This is a genomic window from Halomonas daqiaonensis, from assembly GCF_900109725.1.
GTDB lineage: Bacteria > Pseudomonadota > Gammaproteobacteria > Pseudomonadales > Halomonadaceae > Halomonas > Halomonas daqiaonensis.
In genome coordinates this window covers 20,909-46,602 of the sequence record NZ_FOBC01000012.1, presented here as the reverse complement: position 1 = coordinate 46,602, position 25,694 = coordinate 20,909, and the positions used below count along the sequence as shown (strand labels likewise).

At 66.2% G+C, this 25,694-nt stretch carries 27 protein-coding genes and 1 pseudogene; 13 read left to right on the top strand and 15 right to left on the bottom strand.

Annotated elements, in window-relative coordinates; all coding sequences use genetic code 11:
- Positions 1-20: 20 nt before the first annotated feature.
- The 4 genes from BMY30_RS10965 to trmB are packed head-to-tail and all read right to left on the bottom strand — an operon-like array spanning position 21 to position 2,922.
- Positions 21-392: a diacylglycerol kinase gene (locus tag BMY30_RS10965; RefSeq protein WP_089713556.1), complete on the bottom strand. Its 372-nt coding sequence runs from the start codon at positions 390-392 to the stop codon at positions 21-23.
- A gap of 18 nt (positions 393-410) precedes the next feature.
- On the bottom strand, positions 411-1,844 hold the full coding sequence (gene dacB / locus BMY30_RS10960; protein WP_089713554.1) for a D-alanyl-D-alanine carboxypeptidase/D-alanyl-D-alanine endopeptidase: 1,434 nt from the start codon (positions 1,842-1,844) through the stop codon (positions 411-413).
- A gap of 32 nt (positions 1,845-1,876) precedes the next feature.
- Positions 1,877-2,209, bottom strand: a complete 333-nt coding sequence (locus tag BMY30_RS10955) for a DMT family transporter (protein WP_170840123.1) — start codon at positions 2,207-2,209, stop codon at positions 1,877-1,879.
- The gene (gene trmB / locus BMY30_RS10950) at positions 2,206-2,922 is read right to left on the bottom strand and encodes a tRNA (guanine(46)-N(7))-methyltransferase TrmB (protein WP_089713689.1); all 717 of its coding nucleotides are present in this window, start codon (positions 2,920-2,922) and stop codon (positions 2,206-2,208) included. The genes BMY30_RS10955 and trmB overlap by 4 nt, the downstream gene beginning before the upstream one ends.
- 193 nt (positions 2,923-3,115) lie before the next feature.
- Here trmB and BMY30_RS10945 point away from each other — a divergent pair, with 193 nt between their 5' ends.
- The 3 genes from BMY30_RS10945 to BMY30_RS10935 all read left to right on the top strand — a co-directional run bounded on the left by BMY30_RS10945 (position 3,116) and on the right by BMY30_RS10935 (position 5,799).
- Positions 3,116-5,005: a beta-ketoacyl synthase gene (locus BMY30_RS10945; protein ID WP_089713550.1), complete on the top strand. Its 1,890-nt coding sequence runs from the start codon at positions 3,116-3,118 to the stop codon at positions 5,003-5,005.
- Complete coding sequence (coaD, locus tag BMY30_RS10940) at positions 5,005-5,484, top strand: pantetheine-phosphate adenylyltransferase (protein ID WP_089713548.1); 480 nt, start codon at positions 5,005-5,007, stop codon at positions 5,482-5,484. The genes BMY30_RS10945 and coaD overlap by 1 nt, the downstream gene beginning before the upstream one ends.
- 66 nt (positions 5,485-5,550) lie before the next feature.
- Positions 5,551-5,799, top strand: a complete 249-nt coding sequence (locus BMY30_RS10935; RefSeq protein WP_089713546.1) for a YfhL family 4Fe-4S dicluster ferredoxin — start codon at positions 5,551-5,553, stop codon at positions 5,797-5,799.
- 126 nt (positions 5,800-5,925) lie between these two features.
- Here BMY30_RS10935 and BMY30_RS10930 read toward each other — a convergent pair whose 3' ends face one another.
- Complete coding sequence (locus BMY30_RS10930; protein WP_089713543.1) at positions 5,926-6,240, bottom strand: hypothetical protein; 315 nt, start codon at positions 6,238-6,240, stop codon at positions 5,926-5,928.
- A gap of 211 nt (positions 6,241-6,451) precedes the next feature.
- On the opposite strand from BMY30_RS10930, the gene BMY30_RS10925 reads away from it, so the two are divergent.
- The 4 genes and pseudogenes from BMY30_RS10925 (at position 6,452) to BMY30_RS10910 (ending at position 10,514) form a co-directional block, all read left to right on the top strand.
- Positions 6,452-7,063 (top strand): outer membrane beta-barrel protein, encoded by a 612-nt coding sequence (locus BMY30_RS10925; RefSeq protein ID WP_170840122.1) that lies wholly within the window; start codon positions 6,452-6,454, stop codon positions 7,061-7,063.
- Positions 7,064-7,165: 102 nt separating this feature from the next.
- Positions 7,166-8,538 (top strand): annotated as a pseudogene (locus tag BMY30_RS10920) (MATE family efflux transporter).
- 72 nt (positions 8,539-8,610) lie between these two features.
- Positions 8,611-9,921, top strand: a complete 1,311-nt coding sequence (locus BMY30_RS10915) for a short-chain fatty acid transporter (protein ID WP_089713538.1) — start codon at positions 8,611-8,613, stop codon at positions 9,919-9,921.
- Positions 9,922-10,010: 89 nt separating this feature from the next.
- Positions 10,011-10,514, top strand: a complete 504-nt coding sequence (locus BMY30_RS10910; protein WP_089713536.1) for an acyl-CoA thioesterase — start codon at positions 10,011-10,013, stop codon at positions 10,512-10,514.
- 13 nt (positions 10,515-10,527) lie between these two features.
- Here the strand turns inward: BMY30_RS10910 and BMY30_RS10905 are convergent, their stop codons facing one another.
- From BMY30_RS10905 to BMY30_RS10895, 3 genes are all read right to left on the bottom strand, one after another.
- Positions 10,528-10,860 carry an I78 family peptidase inhibitor gene (locus tag BMY30_RS10905; RefSeq protein WP_244516188.1) on the bottom strand — a complete coding sequence of 111 codons (333 nt, stop codon included), beginning with the start codon at positions 10,858-10,860 and terminating at the stop codon, positions 10,528-10,530.
- Positions 10,861-10,962: 102 nt separating this feature from the next.
- Positions 10,963-11,094 (bottom strand): entericidin A/B family lipoprotein, encoded by a 132-nt coding sequence (locus BMY30_RS10900; protein WP_089713684.1) that lies wholly within the window; start codon positions 11,092-11,094, stop codon positions 10,963-10,965.
- Between the two features lie 84 nt (positions 11,095-11,178).
- Positions 11,179-11,925 (bottom strand): sulfite exporter TauE/SafE family protein, encoded by a 747-nt coding sequence (locus BMY30_RS10895; RefSeq protein ID WP_089713533.1) that lies wholly within the window; start codon positions 11,923-11,925, stop codon positions 11,179-11,181.
- A 139-nt stretch (positions 11,926-12,064) separates the two neighbouring features.
- Here BMY30_RS10895 and BMY30_RS10890 point away from each other — a divergent pair, with 139 nt between their 5' ends.
- Positions 12,065-12,499: an HIT domain-containing protein gene (locus BMY30_RS10890; RefSeq protein ID WP_089713531.1), complete on the top strand. Its 435-nt coding sequence runs from the start codon at positions 12,065-12,067 to the stop codon at positions 12,497-12,499.
- On the opposite strand, the gene BMY30_RS10885 is transcribed toward BMY30_RS10890, so the two are convergent.
- The 4 genes from BMY30_RS10885 to BMY30_RS10870 are packed head-to-tail and all read right to left on the bottom strand — an operon-like array spanning position 12,496 to position 15,122.
- Positions 12,496-13,509 carry a nickel/cobalt transporter gene (locus tag BMY30_RS10885; protein WP_089713529.1) on the bottom strand — a complete coding sequence of 338 codons (1,014 nt, stop codon included), beginning with the start codon at positions 13,507-13,509 and terminating at the stop codon, positions 12,496-12,498. The two genes, BMY30_RS10890 and BMY30_RS10885, sit on opposite strands and share 4 nt — an antisense overlap.
- Positions 13,500-14,168, bottom strand: a complete 669-nt coding sequence (locus tag BMY30_RS10880) for a DUF1007 family protein (RefSeq protein WP_170840121.1) — start codon at positions 14,166-14,168, stop codon at positions 13,500-13,502. Before BMY30_RS10880 ends, BMY30_RS10885 begins: the two co-directional genes overlap by 10 nt.
- Positions 14,169-14,217: 49 nt before the next feature.
- Positions 14,218-14,574 (bottom strand): ferredoxin reductase domain-containing protein, encoded by a 357-nt coding sequence (locus tag BMY30_RS10875; protein ID WP_244516187.1) that lies wholly within the window; start codon positions 14,572-14,574, stop codon positions 14,218-14,220.
- Positions 14,571-15,122, bottom strand: a complete 552-nt coding sequence (locus BMY30_RS10870) for a hypothetical protein (protein ID WP_139195514.1) — start codon at positions 15,120-15,122, stop codon at positions 14,571-14,573. The genes BMY30_RS10875 and BMY30_RS10870 overlap by 4 nt, the downstream gene beginning before the upstream one ends.
- Before the next feature lie 127 nt (positions 15,123-15,249).
- Between BMY30_RS10870 and BMY30_RS10865 the strand changes: the two genes are divergently transcribed.
- Both BMY30_RS10865 and BMY30_RS10860 read left to right on the top strand, forming a co-directional pair.
- On the top strand, positions 15,250-16,395 hold the full coding sequence (locus BMY30_RS10865) for a glycerate kinase (protein WP_089713523.1): 1,146 nt from the start codon (positions 15,250-15,252) through the stop codon (positions 16,393-16,395).
- A gap of 119 nt (positions 16,396-16,514) precedes the next feature.
- The gene (locus BMY30_RS10860; RefSeq protein WP_089713521.1) at positions 16,515-16,988 is read left to right on the top strand and encodes a Dps family protein; all 474 of its coding nucleotides are present in this window, start codon (positions 16,515-16,517) and stop codon (positions 16,986-16,988) included.
- An 87-nt stretch (positions 16,989-17,075) separates the two neighbouring features.
- Here BMY30_RS10860 and BMY30_RS10855 read toward each other — a convergent pair whose 3' ends face one another.
- Genes BMY30_RS10855 through BMY30_RS10845 form a run of 3 tightly spaced genes read right to left on the bottom strand, consistent with a single transcriptional unit; the run spans position 17,076 to position 22,229 of the window.
- Positions 17,076-18,491, bottom strand: a complete 1,416-nt coding sequence (locus tag BMY30_RS10855) for a DNA recombination protein RmuC (RefSeq protein ID WP_089713518.1) — start codon at positions 18,489-18,491, stop codon at positions 17,076-17,078.
- Positions 18,492-18,549: 58 nt separating this feature from the next.
- Positions 18,550-20,013 carry an aminoacyl-histidine dipeptidase gene (locus tag BMY30_RS10850; protein WP_089713516.1) on the bottom strand — a complete coding sequence of 488 codons (1,464 nt, stop codon included), beginning with the start codon at positions 20,011-20,013 and terminating at the stop codon, positions 18,550-18,552.
- A 32-nt stretch (positions 20,014-20,045) separates the two neighbouring features.
- Entirely contained in the window at positions 20,046-22,229 is a 2,184-nt protein-coding gene (locus BMY30_RS10845; protein ID WP_089713514.1) for a tRNA(Met) cytidine acetyltransferase TmcA, read from the bottom strand.
- A gap of 341 nt (positions 22,230-22,570) precedes the next feature.
- Between BMY30_RS10845 and dctP the strand changes: the two genes are divergently transcribed.
- From dctP to BMY30_RS10830, 3 genes are all read left to right on the top strand, one after another.
- Positions 22,571-23,674 carry a TRAP transporter substrate-binding protein DctP gene (dctP, locus tag BMY30_RS10840; protein ID WP_089713511.1) on the top strand — a complete coding sequence of 368 codons (1,104 nt, stop codon included), beginning with the start codon at positions 22,571-22,573 and terminating at the stop codon, positions 23,672-23,674.
- A gap of 91 nt (positions 23,675-23,765) precedes the next feature.
- Positions 23,766-24,269: a TRAP transporter small permease subunit gene (locus tag BMY30_RS10835; protein WP_089713508.1), complete on the top strand. Its 504-nt coding sequence runs from the start codon at positions 23,766-23,768 to the stop codon at positions 24,267-24,269.
- On the top strand, positions 24,266-25,591 hold the full coding sequence (locus BMY30_RS10830) for a TRAP transporter large permease (protein ID WP_089713506.1): 1,326 nt from the start codon (positions 24,266-24,268) through the stop codon (positions 25,589-25,591). The genes BMY30_RS10835 and BMY30_RS10830 overlap by 4 nt, the downstream gene beginning before the upstream one ends.
- Positions 25,592-25,694: the final 103 nt, after the last annotated feature.

Below are 25,694 nucleotides of genomic sequence, written 5' to 3'. Positions count from 1 at the left end.
GCCCCGCCCCATAACCCGGGCTAGGCGAGGAATTTCTCCCAGGCCAGCAGTCCCCAGGTCAGGCCGGCGAAGCACATCGAAAGCATCACGGCCGCCGAGCCGATGTCCTTGGCGCGACCCGAAAGCTCGTGGCGTTCACTGCCGATGCGATCCACCACGTTCTCGATGGCACTGTTGAGCAGTTCCACGATCAGTACCAGCAGGCAGCTGCCCACCAGAAGGATCCACTCCACCGGCCCCTGGCCGATCCACCAGGCCAACGGCAGCAGGACCACACAGAGTCCGAGCTCCTGGCGGAAGGCCGCCTCGTTGCGAAAGGCTGCGCTGAGCCCCCTCAGGGAGTAGCGGGTGGAGTGCACCAGATGCTGCCAGCCGGTGTGTCCTGGCTTCATGTCGCGATATCCGGAATATCAATGGGCATCGATCATCTCTTCGAGATCGGCGGCCAGCGGGTCGAGCACCTGCTGCCAATTGAGCCAGGGAGTGTTCGATGTGCCGTTGACGAGCGCCGCGAACACCCCCCACTGCCCGCTCCGGGTGCGAAAATAGCCACCCACGGAGCGCACCGCCACCGGCTGGTTGAGGGTGCCGGTCTTGAGCATGACATGCCGCTGGAAGGTCGCCGAGCCACGACGCAGGAAACGCATCACGCCGTTGGACGGTGACTGCAGAGCCGCGACGAAGCTGGGGAAGAGCGCCGGCCGGCGATACATGCTCTCCAGCAGGGAGGTGATGCCCGCCGCCGAGGTGCGATTCTCCGGGGTCAGGCCGCTACCGCTGCGCAGGGTCACGGGGCCGTGATCGGGAAGCCCGGCCACGAAGGCCTCCAGTGCCCCGCCGGCCTGTTCAAGGCCGGCGTGAGGGAGTTCCACCAGGTTCAACGCCAGCTGGTCGGCCATGAAGTTGTTGGAGTGATTGAGGGTACGCAGCAGCAGCTCCTGCAGCGGCTCGCTCTCCACGTAGGCCAGGGTACGGGCTTCGGCCGGCGGCTGGGTGGCGACCACGCTGGCACCATCGCGCACGCCTATCCCGGCCTGTTCCAGCATCGCCTGCAGGGTGGCGGCACTCTGGCGCGCAGGGTCGGAACTAGCCCGATAGATGGAGCGGGGTCGGGCATTGGTGGATATCTGCCCGCTCACCACCATGACGTCGCCGCTGTCGCGAAGCACGCGCTCGGCGTTGAGCCGGGTGCCGCTGTCATCGGGCTTGGTCTCGACGCTGTTATCGATATCGACGATCGGCGTCTGGCTGTCGCAGCTAGTGATGCGGGCGGGCTTCCCGGCCACGGCAGCAGGGGCCACGCTGACGCACCAGCTGCCATGGTTCACCCCGGCCGAGGAGAGCAGCGCACTGTAGGCATTGGCCACCCGGGAACGGGCCTGGCAGCGGTCGGTAGTGATGCATTCCACCGGGCCATAGCGCCACTGGCTGACCACCAGGCGCCCCTCGATACGGCGCACACCGGCCTGGTGAAGCCGCTGCGTGAGCCGCCAAAGGTCCTCGCTGGTCAGCATCGGATCGCCGCCGCCGTCGAGCACCAGGTCGCCTTTCAGCGTTCCGTCCACATCGGGTTCGGCCAGGCTCACCAGTCGTGTAGTGAACCGATGCTGGGGGCCCCAGCGCTCCAGCGCCGCCGCCGCCAGGTAGATCTTGGACACGGAGGCAGGCGACAGCTGGCGCTCGGGCTCGATGGCGCCCAGTGTCTCGCCGCTACTCAGCAGACGCGCCTCGGCACCGATCAGGAAGCCCTTGTCAGCCATCTCGGCCAAGCGAGTGAAGCCGCTCGCCTGGGCTAATAACGGCAGCAGCGTCAGCAGGACGCAGAGCAGCGGGCGATGACACATGGCGCCTCGAGGAAACATAAAAGGCCCTCAGCTTAATGGGAGGAAACGGAAGAGAACGCCTGGATCACCACCACACCACCAACGATCATGGCGAGGCCCAACAGCGCCGGAAGGTCCGGCCTCTCGCCATAGACCAGGATGCCCACCAGGGTCACCAGCACGATACCCAGCCCCGCCCAGAAGGCATAGGCGATGCCCACCGGCATGCTGCGCAGCACCAGGGCGAGGAGGTAGAAGGCCAAGCCATAGCCGATCACCACCGTGACGCTGGGCCACAGTCGCGTAAAGCCCTCCGAGGCCTTCAGCGCGCTGGTGCCGATCACCTCGGCAACGATCGCCAGGGCCAGGAACAGATACACCATCACTTTCCCTCCCCGACACCAGGCTGCGGGTCGCCGGGCACCAATCCTGGATCGTGAGGGAGCTCGACCACCAGCCGCCAGAGTGCCTGCCCGCTAGCATGGTACTTCTGCTCGAAGGGCGTCAGGCAGGCTTCGCCCGGAGTGAAGGGCGCCGCCGCGGCCGCCACTCCAGTGGCCTGGGTCACCGCCAGGGCAAACTCCTCCACGTAGAGCCGCCAGTTGGAGCGCAGCTCCAGCCGGCCACCCAGCGCCAAGATCACCGGCAGCACCGGGTGGCCCTGCCAGCGCATCTTCAGATGGGCGGTCTTGGGGTAGGGATTGGGATAGAGCAGGAAGTGACGCGCCGGTCGCCAGCCTTCGGCCAAGGCCAGGCGCCAGAAGTCGATCAGGTCGGCACGCACCAGCAGGGCATTGTCCGGCAGCCGGCCATGATCGCGCGCGAGGCGATCGGCGCTGCGATCGACGCCGATCACCGCGGTGGCCGGGTGCTGCTCGGCCAGGCGGCGCGTCGAGAGCCCCACGCCGCATCCGGCATCCAGGATCAATGGCGCACCGTCACGGTTATCGAGCCAATCCCGAGCCCAGGCAAAGGCCTCGCGGGTGTGCTCGGCGATTGGCTTGCGCAGCGGATTCGTCAGGGCCCGCACCACGCGTCGGGAGAGGTCCTCGTGGGGGCCGGTCTGGCGGCTGACGATGGATCGCGAACGGGCAGTCATGGCGGCAGGCTCGGCGGAAACGGGCAGGGCAGGCATTCTACCAGCTGCAAGCCCTTCGCGCAGGGTCGCCGGCATGACGCCGCCACGAGCCGGGTGCTATGATCCATGGCCAGACAGCAACTAATTGATGCAGCCCCGATATCAACCGCACAACGAGGAACCCGGCTTGCCACACTTACCGGTGATCGTCGGCATGGGCGGCGTTAATCCCGCCGGCCGAACCTCGGGCCACCAGGCGTTTCGCCGTACCGTGCTTGACGCCCTGCCCGACGACGACCAGGCCCGCACCTTGCTGGGCCTGGCGGCGATGATGCGCCTGGCCGTTTGCCAGGAAGATGATGCCTGGCATGACGCCGAGGGCCGGCCTCTGGACGCCGCCGGGATCGTCGAACAGACCCACCAGCAGGTGCTCGACCACACCCTGGTTCGGCGTATCGAGGATCCCCGCTTCAACGCGGAAGGCCTGCCGGCCAACCGCAAGGCGAGCCTCGCACTGGATACGCCGCTGACCTTCCGCATCCGTCGCCGGCAGCTACCCGACGACCTGCCCCCCACCTGGCAGGTCCGGGAGCTGGACCGCCAGAGCGTCGAGGTCACCGTACCCACCGGCACCATGGAGGTGATGCTGCCCGAGACGCGCCCAGCCCAGGTGCGCGCCGCCGGCCAACTGCCCTCAGGGTTCGAGCCCAACCGCCTCTACCGTAGCGTGCACCACCCGCGCGGGCTCTCCATGACCGTCTTCGCCTCCAGCGACTGCCTGGGCGACAGCGGCCTCGAGTGGGACGGGCTGCGCGACCGCCTCGACCCCGATGAGGTCGCCGTCTACGCCGGCAACTCCATCGGTCAGCTCGATGATGAGGGCTGGGGCGGCCTGCTCAAGAGCTTTGTCTCCGGCAAGCGTGCCACTTCCAAGCAGATGCCGCTGGGCTATGGCCAGATGCCTGCCGACTTCATCAATGCCTATGTGCTGGGCAGCGTGGGCGGCACCGGGGCGGCCCTGGGCGCCTGCGCAAGCTTTCTCTACAACTTGCGCCTGGGCGTGGACGACATCCGTGCCGGTCGCAGCCGGGTGGTGCTGGTGGGCACCGCCGACGCCCCGATCACGCCCGAGGTCATCGAGGGCTTCCGCACCATGGGAGCGCTGGCCGATGACGACAGCCTCAAGGCCCTGGATGCCCTGGAGCTGCTCACCGACGCCGACTATCAGCGTGCCTGCCGCCCCTTCGCCCGCAACTGCGGCTTCACCATGGGCGAGTCCAGCCAGTTCATCATGCTGATGGACGACGCCCTGGCCCTGGAGATCGGTGCCGAGATCCTCGGCAGCGTTCCGGGTGTCTTCGTCAATGCCGACGGCTGGAAGCGCTCGATCTCTGCCCCCGGCATCGGCAATTACATCACCCTGGCCAAGGCAGCCGCGCTGGTGCGCGACATGCTCGGCGAGAAGGCCCTGCGCGAGCGAACCTTCCTCCACGCCCATGGCACCAGTACGCCCAAGAACCGCATTACCGAATCCCATGTCTTCGACCAGGTTGCCCGTGCCCACGACATCAGGGCGTGGCCGGTGGTGGCGGTGAAGGCCTACGTCGGTCACTCCCAAGGCAGTGCCGCCGGTGACCAGCTCACCAGCGCCCTGGGCAGCTTCGCCCACGGGCTGCTGCCGGGTATCTTCACCCTGGATGCAGTGGCCGACGACGTCCACGCCGAACGCCTGAAGCTGTTCCGCGACCCGCTGCCCTTCACGGCAGATGCGGCCTTCATCAACGCCAAGGGCTTCGGTGGCAACAACGCTACCGGCGTGGTGCTATCCCCTGCGGTGACCGAGCGATTGATGGTACAGCGCCATGGCGAGACCGCCGTGACCGCCTGGCAGACGCGCCGCGAGGCCACCCGGGAGGCCGCAGCGGCCTATCATCGGGCCGCCGACCGTGGCCACTTCGAGGCTCGCTATCGCTTCGGCGAGGGCGTGCTGGAAGGCCCCGAGCTCGATGTCGGCCGCGAGGCCATCCGCATTCCCGGCTACGCCAGGGAAGTTTCACTTGCCGTGGACAACCCCTTCGGACGACTCGACGAAGGAGAAACATGATGAATATCGCCGTCTATCCCGGCACCTTCGACCCCGTCACCAACGGCCATCTTGACCTGATCGAGCGCGCCGCCCGACTGTTCGACAAGGTGGTGGTGGCCATTGCCACGAGCCCGGGCAAGGGGCCTGTCCTGGACATCGATACCCGCATCGCCCTGACCCGGGAGGTGGTCGCAGGCCTCGACAACGTCGAGGTGGTCGGCTTCTCGGGACTGATGACCGAGTTCATGATCCAGCAAAAGGCACGCGTGTTGCTGCGCGGCCTGAGGGCGGTGTCCGACTTCGAGTATGAGCTGCAGCTGGCCAACATGAACCGCGCCCAGATGCCAGAGCTGGAAACGGTCTTCCTGACCCCGGAGGTGGAGAACTCCTACATCTCCTCCACCCTGGTGCGCGAGATCGCCCGGCTCGGCGGCGACATCTCCAAGCACGTGCATTCCAGGGTCGCCGAGACGCTGAAGAGCCATTACAATACCTGACCAGGAAACTCGGAATTAGCCACGCCCGAGACCGCTTGCCGGCCAGCGACATCCGTGAGGTACCCCATGGCCCTGATGATCACCGACGAGTGCATCAACTGCGACGTCTGCGAACCCGAATGCCCCAACGGCGCCATCTCGCCGGGGGAAGAGATCTATGTCATCGACCCCGGGCTGTGTACCGAGTGCGTCGGTCACTACGACGAACCCCAATGCCAGCAGGTCTGTCCGGTGGATTGCATTCCGCTGGACCCGGAGCACAAGGAAAGCCGTGACGCCCTGATGGAGAAATACCACCTCATCACTGCCGCCTGATCCCGTTCGACGCCAGCATGACCAACGGCGCCCCGCTCGATGAGCGGGGCGCCGTTGTCTGATACCTCGCCTAGAAGACCCGGTCAGCTGATCGAGAAACTTACCGTCGCCAACAGCCGGTTTTCCCTACATCTCGTCGGCGCGCCGGCTCACCGTGCATCCCAGGCAGCGGCGGAAGGCCGCTTCGGCCGGGGTCTTGATCAGCGTCTCCGCCGCCCCGTCCACGTTGCCCCCCAGGGCGGTGAACGGCAGCGACACCAGGAAGATCGCCGTGCCACCCACCGTGGCCGCAGCCAACAGCGGCCGAGCGACGACCGCATCGACGATCATCGCCCCACCGCTGGGCTGGACCTCCATGCGCTCTCCCTGGGCCATCGACGGGGTAGTACCCAGCAGCGCCACCAGTGCCAGTGCGAAAAAGAATAAGCTGCGCTTGTCCATCGGTTTCACTCCCCCTGCTCCCTGCCATCTGTGCTGCGGTTATCGCTATTCGAGACTCGCCCTCGGCGAATCGAGTATGGCGCTAACCATTATGAAGTTCTAGAATTCCGAGATTACATCCTTTCACGGGATCTTACATCAGCGTAGCCGGCTTTCGCCGCCTGCCAATAACAGGCCTCGCCTGCCCCACTACCATGCAAAGGAGCGCATGATGAAACGCCTGATCGCCACCGCCGCCCTGGCCACTCTTGTCGCCAGCCCCGCCTTCGCTCAGAGCTATCAGTACAACCCCGCCGAGGGACCCTATCTGGGGGCCGGCCTGGGGTATTCGAAGCTGGATAACGATACTCTCGACTGGCTGGGTGACCTTGGTGCCAGCACCGATGACAGCGATACCGCATACAAGCTATTTGCCGGCTACCAGTTCAACCCCAACTTTGCCGTGGAAGCTGGTTATGCGGACTTTGGTGACTTCGAAGCCAGTGGAGCCGATGGAGCTAATAGTGCGCGTCTGAAGCTCGGTGTAGAAGGGTTTACCGCCGCCCTAGTCGGCAATTTACCAATTCAGAACGGTTTCAGCGTCTTCGGCAAGCTGGGCATGGTGGCATGGGATGCTGACCTCGACCTGGATGCCACTATCAACGGGGACGTTTATCGTGAGTCTGCCAGCGAAGACGGCACCGATCCCTTCTACGGTATTGGCGCCGAATACGAGATCGACCGGATCGTGGTGCGCACCGAGTATGAGCGCTACGATATCAGCGAGAGCGGCGAGGACTTCGAGATCGACCTCTTCTCCACCAGCCTGGGCTACCGTTTCTAGATCCTCACGCATGCCCTTCGACGGCCCCGCCAACTGGCGGGGCCGTTGCGTTCGGGGGCGGGACCCGCCACTCTGCCCCGTTTCACCGCCAAGGAGTCCGCCGTGACGTCGCCCACGACCGCTCCCCACGCTGGCACGCGACAACGCATCCTCTCGCTGGCCTGGCCGATCATCCTTTCCAATATCACCGTGCCGCTGCTAGGGCTGGTGGATACCGCCGTGGTTGGCCACCTGCCGGACTCGCGCTATCTCGCCGGGGTGACCCTGGGCGCAACCCTGTTCAGCTTCCTCTACTGGGGCTTCGGCTTCCTGCGCGGATGGGCACCACCGGCCTCACCTCCCAGGCGGCGGGACGCGAGGCGGATAGTGAAGTGCGCAACCTGCTCGGCCAGTCGCTGCTGCTCGCCCTGATGATCGGCATGGGGCTGATCCTCGTCGGCGGCCCGCTGGTGACGCTGGGTCTATGGCTGCTCGACGGCAGCGAGGTCGCCACGGAACTGGCCGCAGAGTACGCACGGATCCGCCTGCTCTCGGCCCCGGCGGTACTGGCCAATTACGCCATCCTGGGCTGGTTCCTCGGCCAGCAGAACTCGCGAGTCACCCTGGCCATCCTGGTGCTGACCAACGGCGTCAACATCGCGCTCGACCTGCTGTTCGTGGTGGGCCTGGGGATGACCAGCGACGGCGTGGCCTGGGCCACTGTCATCGCCGACTACACGGCGCTGGCCTTCGGCCTCTGGCTGGTATCGCGCCAGCTCAGGTGGCTTTCGGGGCGCTTCCTGCGCGAACGGCTGCTGCGCCTGGCCGCCTATGGCGAGCTCTTCCGCGTCAATGCCAACCTCTTTGTGCGCACCCTGGGCCTGCTGTTCGCCATGGCCTTCTTTACTTCCCGCGGCGCCGCCCAGGGCGATACCGTACTGGCGGCCAACGCCGTGCTGCTGCAGTTCATCATGCTGACCAGCTATGCCTTGGATGGGTTCGCTCATGCCGCCGAGGCGCTGGCCGGCCGCGCCGTGGGCCGCCGGCGCTTCGACGAGTTCGGCCGGGTCGTGGCGAGCGCCGCCCGCTTCTCACTGGTCACCGCGGGGCTCGCCTCACTGGCTTTCGCCCTGGGGGGCGAGTGGTTGATCGCGCTGTTGACGGGCCTGCCGGAGGTGCGAGCCACTGCCGGCGACTACTTGCCCTGGATGGTCGTCATGCCGCTGGTAGCGGTGTGGAGCTACCTGTTCGACGGTGTCTTCATCGGGGCCACGGCGATCCGCGAGATGCGCAACAGCATCTATGCGGGTCTCGCCGTCTACCTGCCGCTCTGGTGGCTGACCATACCCCTGGGCAACCATGGCCTGTGGTTGTCCTTCCTGGCCTTTGCCGTGGTGCGCTCGGTCGTGCTAGCGGCCTACTATCGGCACCATCGCCGCACCCGCTGGCGCTACCCCGCCACCGACGGCGTTGAAGGAATCTCCGGCGCCGAGTAGCGCAACCCTCTGGGGTTGCGTTACTTTCCGTCAGGCACGCTTCAACTCGATAACGCAAGAAGGGAACCCTCAATGCTCAAGGCCCTATCGAGACCGGCCGTCAAGCTGGTCGAACGCTACCTGCCCGACCCCTACATCTTCGTGCTGCTGTTGACAATCATCGCTGCCGCCGCGGCCATCGCCGTGGAGCGCCAGACCCCGCTGGCAGTGATGCGTTTCTGGGGCGACGGCTTCTGGGGGCTGCTGACCTTCTCGATGCAGATGTTGCTGGTGCTGGTCACCGGCTACATGCTGGCCAGCTCTCCCCCCGTCAAGCGGCTGCTGCAGAGGCTTGCCGGCCTGGCGAAGAATGCCGGCAGCGCCATCATCCTGGTCACCCTGGTATCGCTGGTCGCCAGCTGGATCAACTGGGGCTTCGGCCTGGTGGTCGGGGCGCTGTTCGCCAAGGAACTGGCCCGTCTGATACGCGTGGACTACCGATTGCTGGTGGCCAGCGCCTACTCCGGTTTCATCGTCTGGCACGGCGGCCTGGCCGGCTCGATCCCGCTGACCATCGCCACCGACGGCCATTTCACCGCCGAGCAGATCGGCGTGATCGGCACCGGCGACACCATCTTCTCGCTGTTCAACCTGGCCATCGTGGCCTGCCTGTTCATCGCCGTGCCGCTGGTCAACCGGCTGATGCTCCCCGACGAGAAGGAAAGCGTCTACATCGACCCCGCACTGCTGGGTGATGACGAGGAAACACGCGTACGCATCACCCGTCCCGCCGAGCGCCTGGAGAACAGCACGACCCTGGCCTGGCTGGTGGGCATCCCCGGAGTGCTATTCCTGCTCGACCACTTCATCTTCCGCGACGGCGGCCTGAATCTGAACGTGGTCAACTTCCTGTTCCTGTCGCTGGCCATCGTCCTGCACCGAACCCCCCGCAGCCTGCTCGAGAGCCTCCAGGAGGCGATCAAGGGCGGTGCCGGCATCGTCATCCAGTTCCCCTTCTATGCCGGCATCATGGCGATCATGGTGCAGTCGGGCCTGGCCGAGAGCATGTCGGAGGCGCTCATCTCCTTTGCCACCGAGACCACCCTGCCCTTCTGGTCCTTCATCAGCGCCGGCATCGTCAACATCTTCGTGCCCTCCGGTGGCGGCCAGTGGGCCGTGCAGGCGCCGGTGATGCTGCCCGCCGCCCAGGCCCTGGGCGTGGACATTCCCCGGGTGGCCATGGCCGTGGCCTGGGGTGACGCCTGGACCAACCTGCTGCAACCCTTCTGGGCCCTGCCGGTGCTGGGTATCGCCGGCCTCAAGGCCAAGGACATCATGGGCTTCTGCCTGATCCAGCTGTTCATCACCGGCATCATCATCGCGGTGGGCCTGACCTGGTTCTGAATCCGTAACGGCCTCTGCGGCAATATACGCCTTGCTCCCCTCGCGGGGGCAAGGCGTTATGCTGTAGGAAACCTCAAAGGAGCAAGACGATGGATGACCAACCGCTGAGCGGCCAGCACGAGCTCTCGATGACCGTCCTGATGACCCCGGACATGGCCAACTTCAGTGGCAAGGTGCATGGCGGCGCCATCCTCAAGAAGCTCGATGAGGTGGCCTATGCCTGTGCCAGCCGCTATGCCGGCCATTACGTGGTGACCCTTTCCGTCGACCAGGTGCTGTTCAAGCAGCCGATCCATGTCGGCGAGCTGGTCACCTTCCTGGCCTGCGTGAACCATGTGGGCAGCTCTTCCCTGGAGATCGGCGTCAAGGTCGTGGCCGAGGACATCCGCCGGAAGATGATCCGCCACACCAACAGCTGCTACCTGACCATGGTGGCCGTGGACGGCAACGGCAAGCCGGCGCGGGTGCCGCCACTGAAGCTGGAGACCCGGGTCCAGAAGCTGCGTTTCGAGAAGGCGGCACTACGCAAGAAGCTGCGCAAGCAGGCCGAGGAAGAAGAGCGTCGTACCCAGGCCGAACACGGTGACCCCTGAGAAACGCAGGGCGTCAGCCGCATTCCAGGGCGGAAATCCGATCCCGGTCATCGAGGCGCACATTGAGGCGTTCGGTCCGGTAATCGAGGGTATGAGCTTCGCCGGGACGCATCACCCGCAATGTCTTGGCACCGCTCTCTTCACGCAGGGCCATTCCCATCGCCGCGTCAAAGTCGCGCCCCACCCGGTCCTGGACCCGCGCTGCACCACAGGCGTCATCGCCTTCGTTGACGTGAGGGGGCTCAGGCGCCGAAGCACGGGGAGCGGCGGACTCGTTGGCGGCACTGCAGGCTGTCATCAGCAAAAAGCCAACGACGGTCAGCGAAGACTTCCAGACGCTAAACATGGGGATATTTCCAGCGTATCGAGCGATTGTCTCTTCGGACAGCAATCCAACGGGCATGCCGGAGGGCATGCCCGTACACGGATCAACCGGTCAGAAGATAATTCAGGTGGTGGCATCCTGCACGGCTTCACCCCCCTGCTCGATATCCTGGCCGGCACCGCGAATGGTGTTGCAGCCGCTGAGTAGGGAGAGGGTGAACAGTGAGATGAGTATCAGTGATGATGTGCGCTTCATGATGGCGTCCTCGTTGCCGTTCCGGGTTCGGAACACAAATGTGTCTCTTCAATCTAGCAGGTTCGGCGAAAGTGCCCAATGGCCTTACCCCAGCAGCAGCCGCAGGATGATTGCGACGATCACGACGACGGTCAGCCACTTGACGACGAAGGCCCCGCGCGTGCTCATGTTGACCTTCACCGCCAGCCAGGCCCCCAGCATGCTGCCTGCCGCAAGCACCAGGCCGTAGCCCCAGCGCACCTGATCGTTGGCCAGGAAGATGGCCAGGGCCGGCAGCGTATAGACCAGCACGATCAGTACCTTGAAGACGTTCACCTGGGCTAGATCGATCTTCAGCATTCGGTAGAGCACCACGATGAACAGGATTCCCACCCCGACCTGGATGAAGCCGCCGTAGAGGCCGATCGCGAACATGGCCAGGTAGACCGACGGAGTGAGGCGCTCCGGGGTCAACGGCCGGGTATCCAGGCGCGGCTGGGGTAGCAGCATCAGCACTGCCGAGCACGCCATCACCGTGATCAGGATTGCCTCGAAGAGCGCATCCCCGGTCTGAAGGGCCAGCCAGGCACCGAGCAGCGAACCGACGACTGCCGGCACCGAGAGCCGCAGCGAGAGGCCCACGTAACGAGCACCGGCCCGGAAGAAGCTGGTCACCGCGGAGACGCTCTGCAGCGCGATCGAGACCCGGTTGGTGCCATTGGCTGCCTGGGGTGGCAGCCCCAGGAACATCAGCAGTGGCAGGGTCAGCATCGAGCCACCCGCGGAGAGCACGTTGATGAAGCCGGCCAGGGTCCCGATGGCCAGTAGGGCGAGCGCCTCGAGCAGCGTCATGGCAGCGTCCGTTGTTTGCGGGTAACAGATAGGCTGACCAGCATACCGGGGCAGCCCCACCAGTGGAATCTGACCGGATATCGGGCGGGTGTGGCATGATGACGGGCACTGGGACAGCAGACCCGCGAGGAGACCCGAAATGTCGGATTTCGAACCCGATACCCGTCTGGTGAATGACAGCTACCCGGTCACCGAACTGCCACTGTGCCAGTTGCGACTGATGGACGACGCCCGCTTCCCCTGGCTGGTGCTGATACCACGCCGCCTCAATGTCAGCGAGGTGTTCGAGCTCGAAACCTCGGCGCAACAGCAGCTATGGCGTGAAGCCACCGCGGTCGGCAAGGCCATGCTCAACGCCTTGAGCGGCGACAAACTCAACATTGCCAGCCTCGGCAATGTCGTCGCCCAACTACATGTGCATGTCATCGTACGGCATCGCCAGGACGCCGCCTGGCCGGCGCCGGTCTGGGGCCATGGCCAGGCCGAAGCCTACAACCTGGACCGTCTGGCCGACATGCGCGCCCGCATCCTGGCCGAGGTCGAAGGGCTGGAACTGACGCCGCCTGCAGGTTAGTTGCCGAAGGGGCGGGGCGAAGTATCTAGCGATGCCGTCGCGCTGCGCGACGGCGGCTCACCCAGCAGCGGCGCGCTGGCAGGCTGGCCGACGCCAGTCACGCTAAGCGAGATCCCCAATGTCAGGATGGCGAGTCCGCCCGTCAGTGAGCCCCAACCCAAAAGCCTGGCGACCCCATGGGAAGTGACCCGAGCAGCGAGTCGCCGTTCGGCCCATCCCCGCGCGAATACGCTGGCCAGAGCCAAGGTCGAGACTGTCAGCGCGGTGCCCAGTGACATCACCACCACCGCCGCCACCCCGACCATGAAGTTGCCAAGCAGCGTGGCCGCCCCCAGAAGCAGCACGGCTCCGCTGCAGGGGCGGATACCGATGGCCACTACAGTGGCCAGAGCGGTGCGCCAGTCGCTCGCCTGGTGGGGCTCGACGTGGCGTCTTCCACAGCAGGCATGATCATGGTCGTGGGGATGGTGATACCCCCCGGCGGAAGCCTCCCGCAAGACTGCACTGGTACGCAGTAGCCGAATCGCCCGCAGACAGAGCCAGGCGCCGAGCAGCGCCACCATGAGGAAGCTCGCCTGCTCCACCCAGGCCACACTGCCCATAGCCTGACGGGTAAACCATCCCAAGCCATGCACCAGTACCACCACCAGGCCGATAGCCACCAGCCCCTGCAGCAGGGAAGCGGCACAAGAGAGCGCCAACGCTCGCCGTCGTGCCCCACCCTGGGAGACCAAGTAGGTGGTCAATACCGCCTTGCCATGGCCGGGGCCCGCGGCATGGAAGACACCATAGCCGAAGCTGATACCCAAGAGGGTCGTCCAGGTGGCCGGCGAAGGTGTTCCGGAGAGCCCCGTGATGGCCATGGTCAGGGCACGATGGAAGTCGCGTTGCCAGGCCATCAGCTGCAGGCTGATCCCTTGAAGGCCGCCCTGAAACGCCAGCTGCCAGACCAGCAGGGTGATCAGCAGGCCACCAGCGAGCCACACCAGCCGAGTCACTGTCAGCGGCATACTACCTCCCCGGTCTCTGCGAAGTGGCGTCCCAGCCCCGCCGCTGCGGTATCATCGACATCCAGCATAGCAGCCTCCATGATCCGCTCGGCATCCGGCTCGGCTGCGAGGATGCGCGTCTCGCAATCGAGCTCGCTGCCCACCACCAGAGCATCGTCGAGTGGCGCCTCATCCTCCGCTTCATGGACCACCTCGATATAGTAGGTGGGATCGAACACTCGATAACTCAGGGTCTCCCCTTCAATGGCTCTTGGTTCGGTGAGAGGCAGCAGAAAAACGAACTCGATCCGTCCGTCCCGTGCGAGCACAGTGTAGTCGTCGACCTCACCGAGCCCGAGCCTCCCCTCCCCCAGCTGCAATTCCGTGAAATAGCCCTGTGGTGACAGCGTGTCGCGCATCTCGCTTCCCAATTGATCGAGGGCGGCCTCCAAGCCGCCGTCTCCCTGTTCCTGTTCGAGCTCTTCGAGTACCACCAAGCTGTAGAAGGGGTCTAGGCGCCAGGACTGCTGCAGGGCTTCCAGTCTGCCATCGCCGTCGAAAACCAGACGCATGCGCAGATCGATCCAGCCGTGGGGATGGGCCTGAACCATACCAGCGGCCGTCAGGCCGAGGGCCATTATGGCCGCCATGGCCAATCCACGTCGTACTGTTCGTGTCATCGAGGCTCCTGCCATCATCAGTCAGCGTCGGGAAGTGTAAGGAGAGAAGTTATCGCCCCAGCGCTGGATAGTCGCGCAGGTCGGCCACCAGAGCGTCGAGTGTCCGAGGCGGCAGGGGGCGGCCGCCCCTGAAGGCCACCAGGCTGACCCGGCTGGCATCGTCTTCGCCGGTGATCCGAACGTGTACCCGGTAGCCAGGCCAGCGCGACAGCACCGCCTCGAGACGGCCCAGGTCATCATCGGCATGGCGGATCACGTAGCCGCGCGCCATCAGCATCTCGGCGGAGGCCGCGAGCGCCTTCCGGGGCGACACCCCGAGGTCCAGCTCGCTGGGTGAGACAGACACCGGCGTGGCACAGCCGGCAAGCCATGTGACCAGCAGCAGGAAGATGGAGGGGCGCATCATGAGGCCTCCTGTGGCGGGACAGCCTCGATGGCATCGCGCAGCTCACGGCAGAAGTCGGCATCGCTGGCGCTGCGCGCCTCGACCAGCTCGCCGCGCCAGTCGATCACCTGAAGATCGCGACTCACCAGTACCTTTTCGGCACCGGCCAGCACCGAGACGCGCTCCAGTTCGGTAGCGTCGCGAGTCAGGCTGCCCACCCCGCCGAAGCCGATCATCACGCCGCTGACCACACCCCCGCGACCGCCGCCGATGCCCACGCTGCCCGTCATGCCGCGAGACTCCCATCTGTCATGGCGATCGCCGTAGCCAGGCAGGATACTGGTACGCTCGGCGCTCACCAGTCCTAGCGACAGGTCAGTATGGCGGATCAGGAAATCCTGGGCCTCCAGTGCATCGACGATGCGCCGCATCCGGGTCTGCGGCGCCAGATCGCCGACCGGCCAGCGACATTCGGCAGCCGGAGCTGGCTCGGCCACGGGCAGGGTCGTCGGGGTCACCTGGCAACCGGCCAGTGCCGCCGACAGCAGCAACAACAGCCATGCACGCATCGCATGATCTCCGCGAAAGGTCAAAAGCAGTCTACGCCGGTAGCAGGCGAGGATGAAGCGCATTGGGGTTCTGTCCCGCGCCACCTGACAGTAAGCTGGAAACCTCTTCCAAATGATGAGAACGGCCATGAAGATCCTGATCTGCCCGGACAGCTTCAAGGACGCCCTGCCCGCCGCCGATGCCGCGCGTGCCATCGCCCGAGGCGCACGGCGCACCGGCGGCGACATCGAGGCCCTGGAATGCCCGCTGGCCGATGGCGGCGAGGGCAGCCTCGATGCCCTGCTGGCCGCCACCGGGGCCGAGCGCCGCTCGGCTCATGTCCATGATGCCCTAGGCCGTCCGACCCGGGCCGACTGGGGCTGGCATGCGGAGAGCCGCACCGCCTACGTGGAGCTGGCCGAGGCGAGCGGCCTGCAGCAGCTGACGCCCGACGAACGCACCGCCCTACACAGCACCACCTTCGGCGTCGGCGAGCTGATCCGTGAAGCGCTGGACAGCGGTGCCGAGCGTCTGCTGCTCACCCTGGGGGGCAGTGCCACCAACGACGGTGGGGCGGGGATGCTGGCCGCCCTGGGGGCGCGATTGCGTGACGCCGAGGGCCATGATCTGACCCCGGGCGGCGCCGCCCTGATCGACCTGGCCGAGCTCGACCTGAAAGACCTCGACCCGCGCCTGGCCGGCCTACGAGTCGAGACCGCGGTGGACGTGGACAACCCGCTGCTGGGTGAGCGCGGCGCCAGTGCGGTCTTCGGCCCCCAGAAGGGCGCCACGGCAGACGACGTCTCGCGACTGGATGCCGCCCTGGCCCGCCTCGCCGATCTTGCCGCCACGCAGCTCGGCGAGGATCACCGCGACCTACCCGGGGCCGGCGCCGCCGGGGGCATGGGCTTCGCCGCCAAGGCCTTCCTCGGCGCCGAGCTGCGCCCAGGCATCGAGCTGGTGATGGCGCAGGCCGGCGTCGAGGCGCTGATGGCGGACGCCGATCTGGTGATCACCGGCGAAGGACAGCTCGACGGCCAGAGCCTGGCCGGCAAGACCCCAATCGGCGTGGCACGGCTGGCCCGGCGATACGGGGTGCCGGTGGTGGTGCTGGCCGGGCGCCTGGCCCCGGGCTGGCAGGCCGGCTTCGACGAGGGCGTCACCACGGCCTTCGCCCTGGCCGATGGCCCCATGACACTCGACGAGGCTCTCGAGCGCTGTGCCGAGCTGCTGGCCGACCGCACCGAGAGCCTGCTGCGACTCTGGGTCGCCACGGCCGACCATCGGGCTTGAAGAACGCGCACGACACCCGCACGTCATGGGCATCGGCTATGGCAGCCATGGCGAAAATTGACTTATCCACCGCCGGCCAACCCATTACCCTGACTCTATCGCGATCAAGGAGGCATTGCATGAGCGACACCAATACCATCGGCCTGCACGAGGCCAGCGCCAGCCAACTCGCCGAGAAGCTCAACGAGCTACTGGCCAACTACCAGATCTTCTACATGAACGTGCGCGGCTACCACTGGAACGTGAAGGGCCGTCAGTTCTTCCAGCTCCACGAGAAGTTCGAGGAGTTCTACACCGACCTGCTGACGAAGGTCGACGAAGTCGCCGAGCGCATTCTCACCCTGGGCCACCAGCCGGTACACGCCTACAGCGACTACGTGAAGATCGCCAAGATACAGGAAGACAAGGACGTTCAGGACGGCGAAGCCTGCGTGCGCGGCGTGCTCCAGGGCTACCAGACCCTGATCGAGCTGCAGCGCGAGCTGCTCTCCCTGGCCTCGGATGCCGACGACGAGGGCACCGCGGCCCAGGCCGGCGACTACATCCGCGAGCAGGAGAAGACCGTGTGGATGCTGGGCGCCTACCTCGGCTGATCACCGGCTTTGCAGCACCGCAGTTCACGACGGCGCCCCGAGGGGCGCCGTCGTTGTTGCATGACCAGTCGATCGATCGGGCGGAGCTTAACGGCGATCCGCCGCTTCGCCTTCCGAAGCCCCCTCTCCCTCGGCGGCGCGCACCAGTTCTGTCGACAACGGCTTCTTCATGCGCACCCCCAAACGCTGCAGCTCGGTGGCCTGGGCCACCAGGCTTCCCTGCCCGCTGGAAAGCCGCGCCATGGCCCGGCGCTGGCTCTCGCCCGCCCGGTCCAGATTTCGGCCGACCTCCTCGAGGCTCTCGACGAAGCCGGAGAACTTGGTCAGCAGCTTCTCGGCCCGGTCACCGATCAGGCGCGCGTTCTCGTTCTGGCGCTCCAGGTTCCACAGACCGGCCACGGTACGCAGGCTGGCCAGCAGGGTGGTGGGGGTGACCACCACCACCTGACGGTCGAAGGCCTCCTGGAAAAGCGTGGGATCGCGCTCGAAGGCGGCGGCGAAGGCCGGCTCCACCGGCACGAAGAGGAATACGAAGTCAGGCGAGTTGAGGCCCGGAAGCGCGGGATAGTCCTTTCCCGAGAGCCCGGCTACGTGGCTGCGCAGCGACTGCAGGTGGGCCTTCATGGCCGCGTCGCGCTCGGCCTCGTCCTCGGCGTTGACCACCCGCGTCCAGGCCACCAGCGACACCTTGGCATCGACGATCAGGTGGCGGTCGTCGGGCAGGTAGATCACCGCATCGGGGCGCTGGCGCCCCTGGTCTCCCTGCAGCGAGACCTCGCGACGATACTCGATATCCTGGCGCAGACCACTTCGCTCCAGCACGGTCTCGAGCATCAGCTCGCCCCAGTGGCCCTGCGCTTTCTGGTCGCCCTTGAGGGCCCGGGCGAGGCCCGCGGCTTCCTCGCCGAGGCGGGCATTGAGCCCGGCGAGCTGCTCGAGATGGGCCTTGAGGGAGCCACTGTCTCGGCTCTGCTGGCCATGCAGCTCCTCGACCCGGCGACGGAACTGGTCGACCTGCTCACGGAAGGGGCGCAGCAGGGTCTCCAGGCTGTCGCGACTCTGCACCGAGAAGGCCTGCTGACGCTCCTCGAAGATGCGCCCGGCAAGCTGTTGAAACTCCTCCTTGAGCCGCTCCCGGGCCTCTTCCAGCAGGGCCAACTGCTCACGGTGACGCAGGGCCATCTGCTCGTGCTCGGTCTCCAACCGGGCGGCATGCTCGCGCCGCTCGGCCAGCCGGTCGCGCATCCCGGCCAATTCTGCCTCCACGGCGACCAGGCGCTCGCGGCTACCATCCAGTTGCGCATCGCTGTGGGCCAGCTCTTGTTCCAGCCGCCGCACGCTGGCCTCGCTCTCGGTGCACTCCTGCTCGCGGTGGAGGAGCCGCGCCTCGGCGGCGACCAGGCGACTGCGCCAGGCCAGCCCCAGCCAGGCCATCACCAGCAGCACTCCCCCCAGCCCCGCGGCTACCCAGGCCGGCACGACCTCCTGCAGCAATTCATTCATCTCGGCCACTCCCGACCCATGCACCTTGGTGACGACCGCGGCTGGCGCGGGCACGCCGCTAGCCTTCGGCCAGGTCCTCGATCAGGGTACGCAGCAGGTCCCAGAACTCCGCCACGGAGTCCAGCTCCACCCGCTCGTCCGGGGAGTGGGCGCCGCGGATCAACGGGCCGAAGGAGATCATGTCCATCTGTGGATACTTGCCACCAATGATGCCGCACTCGAGGCCGGCGTGGATCACCTTGACCTCGGGTTCGCTGCCCAGCAGTTCGCGGTGCAGGCGGCAGAAGCGCGTCAGGAGCGGGCTGTCCGGATTGGGTGTCCAGCCCGGATAGGCGTTCTCGACTCGAGTGCGAGCCCCGATCAGCTCGAACAGTGCCCGGAAGCGGTCGGCGAGGTCCAGGGTGGCACTATCGTGCAACGAACGCACCAGGGCGCAGAGGTGGAAGCGTCCCCCTTCCAGGCTGACCACGCCCAGGTTGTTGGAGGTCTCCACCACTCCGGGCACTGCGATGCTCATTCGCTCGACGCCACAGGGAGCGACGTGCAGGGCACTTACCAGCAGCCGACTGGCTTGCCCGGTCAACGCCTCGTCGGGCCACGCGTCCAGTGGCGCCAGCGTCAGGGTGAGGCCCTCGTCGATCCCGGCCAGTTCGCTGCGCAGCTCGTCCTGCAATGCCGCGACCCGCTCCCGGGCAGGCGCCTGCTCGTCGTCAGCCAGAACCAGGGTGGCAAAGGCCTCCCGCGGCAGGGCATTGCGCAGGGTGCCACCCTGGTAGTCGACCAGTCGGGCGCCGAAGGGCTCGAGGGCACGCAACACCCGCACCAGCAGCCGGTTGGCATTGCCGCGACCCTTGTGGATGTCGATACCCGAGTGGCCCCCCGAGAGCCCGGTCAGCGACAGTCGCAGCGCCCGCTCTCCCTCTGACAGCGGCGCAGTGGGCAGCTGGGCCTCGACGATCACGTCGGCCCCGCCGGCGCAGCCGATGAACACCTCGCCGCGGTCCTCGGAATCCAGGTTGAGCAGCAGGCGTCCTTCGAGCCAGCTCTCGGCCAGGTGGAGGGCCCCGCCCATGGAGGACTCCTCCTCCAAGGTGAAGAGCGTCTCCAACGGGCCATGCACCAGTGTCTCGTCCTCGAGGATCGCCAGTGCCGCCGCCACCCCGAGGCCATTGTCCGCCCCCAGGGTGGTATGGCGGGCGTGCAGCCAACCGTCGTCGCCCACCCGAGTCTCGATAGGGTCCCGAGTGAAGTCGTGGGGATGGTCGGCATTGGCCTGGGCCACTATGTCCAGGTGGCCCTGCAGGATCACCCCCGGCGCCGACTCGAAACCGGGCGTGGCGGCCTTGCGGATGCGCAGGTTGCCGAAGGCGTCGCGGTCATGGGCCAGCCCCAGGCCATCGGCCCAGCGCTCGAGGATCGCTACCAGGGCGGCCTCGTGGCCGGAGGGGCGCGGCGTATTGCACAAGGTGCGAAAGTGGTGCCACAGGGAGTGGGGGGAGAGCTGCTCGAGATGTGCATTCATGTCGATTGTGTCTCGCGATTGACCCGGGAACTCTACCGGCCGGTTTCGCCGGGGGAAACCCCAGGGTCGTCGTCGTGGAGCCGGGCCACAACCTCACGTAGCCAGGCCAGCACGCCTCGCTTTCCCGTCATCCCGAGACGCGCCGCCAGCCAGGCCGCCTCCCGCCCCTGGAAGGCCCAGGCAGCGAGCAATGCCAGCCCCTCGTCCTGGAGGCTCGCCTGGACCGCCGCACGGCGCCTCACCAGGGCCTGCATCGCCGGACGGGCCAGGGCAGGCTCGCGATGGCCGAAGGCCACGTCGTCGAGGTCGCGGTGGTCCTCTTCACCAAGCGACGGGGCGAGCGACTCGGCGAGCAGGGCCACCACCACCGCCGGCTCCAGCTCGGCCAGCTCGAAGGCCAGCAACCCCGGCAACTGCCGGTGGAAGCGGGCCTGGAGGCGCTCGGCGAGTCGCTCTCCCGCCGAGCTGGTGGGCCGGACCACCATCAGCGCATGCTCGCCGGTGGCCGTCTCCCGGGTCAGCCCCAGGCGCACCGCCCGAAAGCCCATCACCTGCCAGAATATCTGTAGTCCCGCCTCGGCGCCAAAGCTCGCCCCCAGCAGGTCGATGCCGTCGCGACGGGCCCGCACGACCTCGGCCTCGATCAGCTGCCGTCCCGTCCCGAGTCGGCGCAGGTCGGCCGGCGCGGCGATGCGCAGCACCCGTCGCACGCGAGCGGTCAGCGCCTCACGCTCACCGGCATGGGCGGCCAGTGACTGGGCCAACAAGTGGCCCCGGGGACGCCGCTCGCCCCTCGCCACCTGCTCGGCGAGATCGGCTTCGAAGCCTCCCTCGTCGCCGCTCACCACCACCCCCTGCAGAGCTGTCCCGGTTTCGAGGACGGTAATGGCGACCCCCGGCCCATCCAGCAGGCGACGCAGGTCAGCGGGCGTGGTGCGATAGTGGGCCTGTACCAGCAGGCCGAACAGCGTGCGCAGACGAGACTCGTGACGGGCCAGCGCATCGCGATCCAGGCGCCGGAGGATCGGGGACTCTCCTGCCTCCGGACACGCTGCGGGCTCGGCATCCAGCAGCAAGAGACGCGAGGTCAGTGCCTCCAGCGGGTCGCCCTCGGCCCAGCGGATCGGCTCGGCCAGGTGGCACGCTCGCCAATCCGGAGTCTGGCGCTCGAGCCGTTCGCAGAACCTCAGCGCGAAGCCCCGCCCCGACCCCTCGTAACCGTGCAGCGTGGTGGCGAAGGCGATACGCGGGAAGACGTCGAGCCATCGCCCCAACAGCGGCGCGGGAATGGCTGCCGCCTCGTCGACCAGCAGCAGCCTGCCGGGGCCACCCACCTCGCCCTGCTCGGTAAGGCGGACCAGCGCGTCGGGAGGCAGGAAGGCGACCCGCCCACGACCCACCTCGAAGGTGTTTGCACGCCGCTGCCCCTCGGGGCAGAGAGCCTCCAGGCGCTCGAAGAGGCCAGCCACCGCCGATGGCCGCGGTGCCGTGACCAGGATCTCCGTTTCCCCCGCCGCCAGCAGCCGCGCACAGGCGATGCCCATTGCCGCCGTCTTGCCGCGGCCACGGTCGGCGGTCAGCACCAGCGGTCGCCGGCGACGCAGCCGCGTGAGCCGTGCCACCGCCTCGGCCTGATCGCGAGTCAGGCAGTCTACGTCGCCGACGCTCGACGACGCGGCGGCCGGCGGCGTCTCGGGAAGGCACAGGCGTGATGGTGACTCGCCTGCCGTCCAGTGGATCACTCGCTCGTCGGCAGCCAGCAGCCGGGCCAGCCGGGCCAGATAGCGAGCGCTGAGCTGCTCGACTCGCCAAGGGTAATCGGCCAGGCGGCGATAGTCGGCATCGGGGCGCACCCCCCAATCGGGCGGTGTCATCAGCACCAGCAGGCCACCGGCCCGCAGGGTACCGGCAAGCGCGCCGAAGGCATCGGGGTCGAAGCCGTTCTCGGCAGAAACGGCATCGAGCACCACCAAGTCCCCTTCGTCCCCCAAACGCGTACGGGCCTTGGACGCCAGTAACCAGTTCGATACCTCGATGCCGTCGACCGGTTCGGCAGAGATCCACAGCGGCGATGACCAGGCATTCTCCTGCCACAGAGTCAGGGCCTCCCGGCAGCAAACATCGGCCGCACCGGTCAGCCAGACCAGGCCTCGCCAGCGGCGCTGGCCCAGCCGGCGTCGGGTCTCCTGCAGAGGGACGAGGCGGTCGCGGGTCATCCGGAGTTCCTTCAGGGTTTCAACTTTGGTCTAAGGGTGCGCGGCCTTTCAACGTTGCCGGGCATTTCGGCATTGCAATATGATTGTCATACGATCGTTTCAACCCATTGATTGAAAAGAGTTTCCCCACGCCTTGGCGAGGCCATGCGCGGCCCGCCCGGGGCACCAGGGAAGCCAGGCCGCCGGTCGAACATATCCGCTGTCCCATGCTAGCTTGTTTTCTGTTGCCGAGTTGCCCGGACGGTCAGGCCCGCCCGCACCGCAGGCGGCCCTTCCCGGCCCCGATGGTCGTCTGCCATCGACGTCTCGACAAGCAGAACAACCCTCAAGGGAGCACCTAAATGAAGAAGATGTCCAAGTTCGCACTCACCGGTCTGGCAGCGGGCGTCGCCCTCGCCGCCATGAGCTCCACCGCCCAGGCTCAGGAACAGTGGACCATGACCACCACCTGGCCGGACAACCTGGACCTGATCCAGATCGACCGCCACTGGGTCGAGCTGGTCAACCACCTGGTCGGTGACGAGCTCACGATCGAGTTCCGCGCCGGTGGCACCCTGATGCCCGGCACCGAGGTCTTCGATGCCACCCAGACCGGCAGCATCGAGGCCGCCGGCGACTGGCCCGGCTACTGGGCCGGTTACAGCCCGGCCTTCTCGCCACTGGCCACCACCACCAGCCTGTTCAACGGCGTGGACTACCTCAACTGGATCATGGAGTGGGGCGGCTGGGAGCTCTATCAGGAGGTCTACGGCGACTACAACATGGTCTACCTCCCCTACGGCATCACCAACAACGAGTCCGGCTTCCGCGGCAACACGCCCATCGAGAGCATCGCCGACCTGGAGGGCAAGCGCCTGCGCCTCTCCGGTCGCGACCAGGGCCGCGTGCTCGAGCAGCTCGGCGGCTCCCAGGTCACCCTCGCGGGCGGCGAGATCTACCAGGCCATCGAGCGTGGTGTGGTCGACGGCGCCGAGTTCTCTACCCCCGGCGTGGACTACAAGGCCGGCTTCTCCGAGGTGGCCGACTACTGGTCGGTACCGGGCTGGCACCAGTCCGCCAGCGTGTTCGGCGTGATGATCAACCAGGACGCCTGGGATGCTCTCTCCGCGGAGACCCAGGAGACACTGAAGATCGCCGCCGAAGCCACCATGGCCTGGTCACTTGCCTGGTCAGAGCGCGAGTCCACCGAAGGCACGGTAAAGTTCCTCGAGGACGGCACCGAGATCAATCAGCTCTCCGAGGATGACCTCGCCGAGATTCAGGAAATCACCAACCAGGTGATCGTGCAGGGCGCCTGCGAGGACCCGATGCACGCCAAGATCTATCATTCCATGATCAGCTACATGCAACACTACGCCAACTGGCGTGACATCTCGGTGCCCTACAACATGAGCCGCGTCACCGAGAACCTGCCTTCGCTCGAGGAAATCGAGGCCTGCATGTAAGGCCTCACCAACTGGAGCACCTGCCGGCCGGTGACTGATCGTCGCCGGCCGGCTTGATGTTGCGTTCCCACTGATTCACGAGATCCCCCTCATGAACGCCATTGCCAAGGCCATCGATACTCTCAACGAGGCATTCGGTCGCCTGATTGCCCCGCTGCTCGCCGTAATCACGCTGATCGTGATCTACGACATCGCCATGCGCTTCTTCATCGGCCGCCCTAGTGACTGGGCCTTCGATGTCACCAAGATGCTGTTCGGCGTCCACTTCATGCTGATGGCCGCCTACGGGCTGCGCCACCACGCCCATGTGGAGGTCGACGTGCTCAAGCGGCTGCTCTCGCGCCGTAAACAGGCCATTCTGGATATCGTCGGCTACCTGGTCTTCTTCGTGCCCTTCATCTGGATGCTGCTGACTCTCGGCTGGGCCTTCTTCGAACGCTCCTTCAGCCGCGGCGAGACCACCTACGGCATGGTCGCCATCCCCGTCTACCCCGTTAAGGCAGTGATCGTCATCGCTGCCTTCCTGATCCTGCTGCAGGCCGTCGCCATCGTCATCCGCGCCATCCAGCAGCTGCGCGAGGAGGAGACCGCATGAGCCCCGAAATGCTCACTCTGTTCATGTTCGGCGGCCTGCTAGTCGGCCTGTTCATGGGTCATCCGCTGGCCTTCGTGCTCGGCGGCATCGCCGTGCTCGGCGCCTGGCTCGGCCCCGGTGCCAATACCCTGGGCATACTCATCAACAACATCTATGGCAACGCCATGGATAACTATGTCCTGGTGGCCATCCCGCTGTTCGTCCTGATGGCACGCTTCCTCAACGACTCGGGCGTCACCGAGAAGATGTTCGATACCATGCGCCTGCTGCTAGCTAACCTGCGTGGCGGCCTGGCGCTCACCGTGGTGGTGGTCTCGGTGCTGCTGGCCGCCACCACTGGCATCGTCGGCGCCTCGATCGCGGTGATGGGCATGATCGCCCTGGTGCCGATGCTCAAGTACGGCTACAACAAGGAGCTCAGCACCGGGGTCATCATGGCCAGCGGCTGCCTGGGCATCCTGATCCCGCCGAGCATCATGCTGATCCTGATGGCCAGCTACTCGCCAGTCTCGGTGGGCGCGCTGTTTGCCGGCGCCCTAGTGCCGGGCCTGCTACTCGGCATAATGTATGCGCTTTATGTGCTGATCATCTGCCACATCAAGCCCACCTATGGTCCGAAAGTGCCGGCGGCGGAGCGCGCCGAGACCAGCACCGGCGAACTGATGGTTATGCTGGCCAAGTATGTGCTGCCGCCCATGTCGCTGATCCTAGGGGTATTGGGTTCGCTGTTCACCGGACTCGCCACCGCGACCGAGGCCTCGGCCATCGGCGTGATCATCGCCTTCCTGCTGTTCCTGATCTTCGGCGATCGCAAGGTCTCGACCTGCTACCACACCCTGATCGATGCCAGCAAGACCACCACCATGGTGATGCTGGTACTGGTGGGTGCCACCGCCTTCACCGGGGTCTTCTCGATCGGCGGTGGCATGCAGGTGATCCACGAGCTGGTCATGGCGATGCCGGGCGGCACCACCGGAGCGCTGATTCTGATGCTCTTCCTGGTGTTCATCCTGGGGATGTTCCTGGACTGGACCGGCATCGTGCTGTTGAGCTTCCCGATCATGCTGCCCATCGTCGAAAGCATGGGCGTCGACGTGCTGTGGTTCGTGGTGATGATCGCCGTGGTGCTGCAGACCTCCTTTCTCACCCCGCCCTTCGGCTACGCGCTCTTCTACCTCAAGGGGGTAGCGCCAGCAGGAGTGGAGATCGTCGACCTCTACAAGGCGGTGATCCCATTCGTGGCCATTATCGTGCTGGCCTGTGTGCTGATGGCGTTCTTCCCATCGCTGATCCTAGGCCTGCCGTCGATGCTGCTGAGGTAGTAACGCAAAGCGCCTGTCCCAAGGCAACACCTGACGCCCGCCGCTCATCGAGCGGCGGGTGTTTATATTGACGTGGCGCCGCTCCGGCGGGCTGCACGCGACC

What these genes read in the sequence shown, in the direction of transcription:
- BMY30_RS10965 (WP_089713556.1), bottom strand. Translation starts at nt 392, where the DNA reads ATGAAGCCAGGACACACCGGCTGGCAGCATCTGGTGCACTCCACCCGC.
- dacB (WP_089713554.1), bottom strand. Translation starts at nt 1,844, where the DNA reads ATGTGTCATCGCCCGCTGCTCTGCGTCCTGCTGACGCTGCTGCCGTTA.
- trmB (WP_089713689.1), bottom strand. Translation starts at nt 2,922, where the DNA reads ATGACTGCCCGTTCGCGATCCATCGTCAGCCGCCAGACCGGCCCCCAC.
- BMY30_RS10945 (WP_089713550.1), top strand. Translation starts at nt 3,116, where the DNA reads ATGGGCGGCGTTAATCCCGCCGGCCGAACCTCGGGCCACCAGGCGTTT.
- coaD (WP_089713548.1), top strand. Translation starts at nt 5,005, where the DNA reads ATGAATATCGCCGTCTATCCCGGCACCTTCGACCCCGTCACCAACGGC.
- BMY30_RS10935 (WP_089713546.1), top strand. Translation starts at nt 5,551, where the DNA reads ATGGCCCTGATGATCACCGACGAGTGCATCAACTGCGACGTCTGCGAA.
- BMY30_RS10930 (WP_089713543.1), bottom strand. Translation starts at nt 6,240, where the DNA reads ATGGACAAGCGCAGCTTATTCTTTTTCGCACTGGCACTGGTGGCGCTG.
- BMY30_RS10925 (WP_170840122.1), top strand. Translation starts at nt 6,452, where the DNA reads ATGAAACGCCTGATCGCCACCGCCGCCCTGGCCACTCTTGTCGCCAGC.
- BMY30_RS10915 (WP_089713538.1), top strand. Translation starts at nt 8,611, where the DNA reads ATGCTCAAGGCCCTATCGAGACCGGCCGTCAAGCTGGTCGAACGCTAC.
- BMY30_RS10910 (WP_089713536.1), top strand. Translation starts at nt 10,011, where the DNA reads ATGGATGACCAACCGCTGAGCGGCCAGCACGAGCTCTCGATGACCGTC.
- BMY30_RS10905 (WP_244516188.1), bottom strand. Translation starts at nt 10,860, where the DNA reads ATGTTTAGCGTCTGGAAGTCTTCGCTGACCGTCGTTGGCTTTTTGCTG.
- BMY30_RS10900 (WP_089713684.1), bottom strand. Translation starts at nt 11,094, where the DNA reads ATGAAGCGCACATCATCACTGATACTCATCTCACTGTTCACCCTCTCC.
- BMY30_RS10895 (WP_089713533.1), bottom strand. Translation starts at nt 11,925, where the DNA reads ATGACGCTGCTCGAGGCGCTCGCCCTACTGGCCATCGGGACCCTGGCC.
- BMY30_RS10890 (WP_089713531.1), top strand. Translation starts at nt 12,065, where the DNA reads ATGTCGGATTTCGAACCCGATACCCGTCTGGTGAATGACAGCTACCCG.
- BMY30_RS10885 (WP_089713529.1), bottom strand. Translation starts at nt 13,509, where the DNA reads ATGCCGCTGACAGTGACTCGGCTGGTGTGGCTCGCTGGTGGCCTGCTG.
- BMY30_RS10880 (WP_170840121.1), bottom strand. Translation starts at nt 14,168, where the DNA reads ATGACACGAACAGTACGACGTGGATTGGCCATGGCGGCCATAATGGCC.
- BMY30_RS10875 (WP_244516187.1), bottom strand. Translation starts at nt 14,574, where the DNA reads ATGATGCGCCCCTCCATCTTCCTGCTGCTGGTCACATGGCTTGCCGGC.
- BMY30_RS10870 (WP_139195514.1), bottom strand. Translation starts at nt 15,122, where the DNA reads ATGCGTGCATGGCTGTTGTTGCTGCTGTCGGCGGCACTGGCCGGTTGC.
- BMY30_RS10865 (WP_089713523.1), top strand. Translation starts at nt 15,250, where the DNA reads ATGAAGATCCTGATCTGCCCGGACAGCTTCAAGGACGCCCTGCCCGCC.
- BMY30_RS10860 (WP_089713521.1), top strand. Translation starts at nt 16,515, where the DNA reads ATGAGCGACACCAATACCATCGGCCTGCACGAGGCCAGCGCCAGCCAA.
- BMY30_RS10855 (WP_089713518.1), bottom strand. Translation starts at nt 18,491, where the DNA reads ATGAATGAATTGCTGCAGGAGGTCGTGCCGGCCTGGGTAGCCGCGGGG.
- BMY30_RS10850 (WP_089713516.1), bottom strand. Translation starts at nt 20,013, where the DNA reads ATGAATGCACATCTCGAGCAGCTCTCCCCCCACTCCCTGTGGCACCAC.
- BMY30_RS10845 (WP_089713514.1), bottom strand. Translation starts at nt 22,229, where the DNA reads ATGACCCGCGACCGCCTCGTCCCTCTGCAGGAGACCCGACGCCGGCTG.
- dctP (WP_089713511.1), top strand. Translation starts at nt 22,571, where the DNA reads ATGAAGAAGATGTCCAAGTTCGCACTCACCGGTCTGGCAGCGGGCGTC.
- BMY30_RS10835 (WP_089713508.1), top strand. Translation starts at nt 23,766, where the DNA reads ATGAACGCCATTGCCAAGGCCATCGATACTCTCAACGAGGCATTCGGT.
- BMY30_RS10830 (WP_089713506.1), top strand. Translation starts at nt 24,266, where the DNA reads ATGAGCCCCGAAATGCTCACTCTGTTCATGTTCGGCGGCCTGCTAGTC.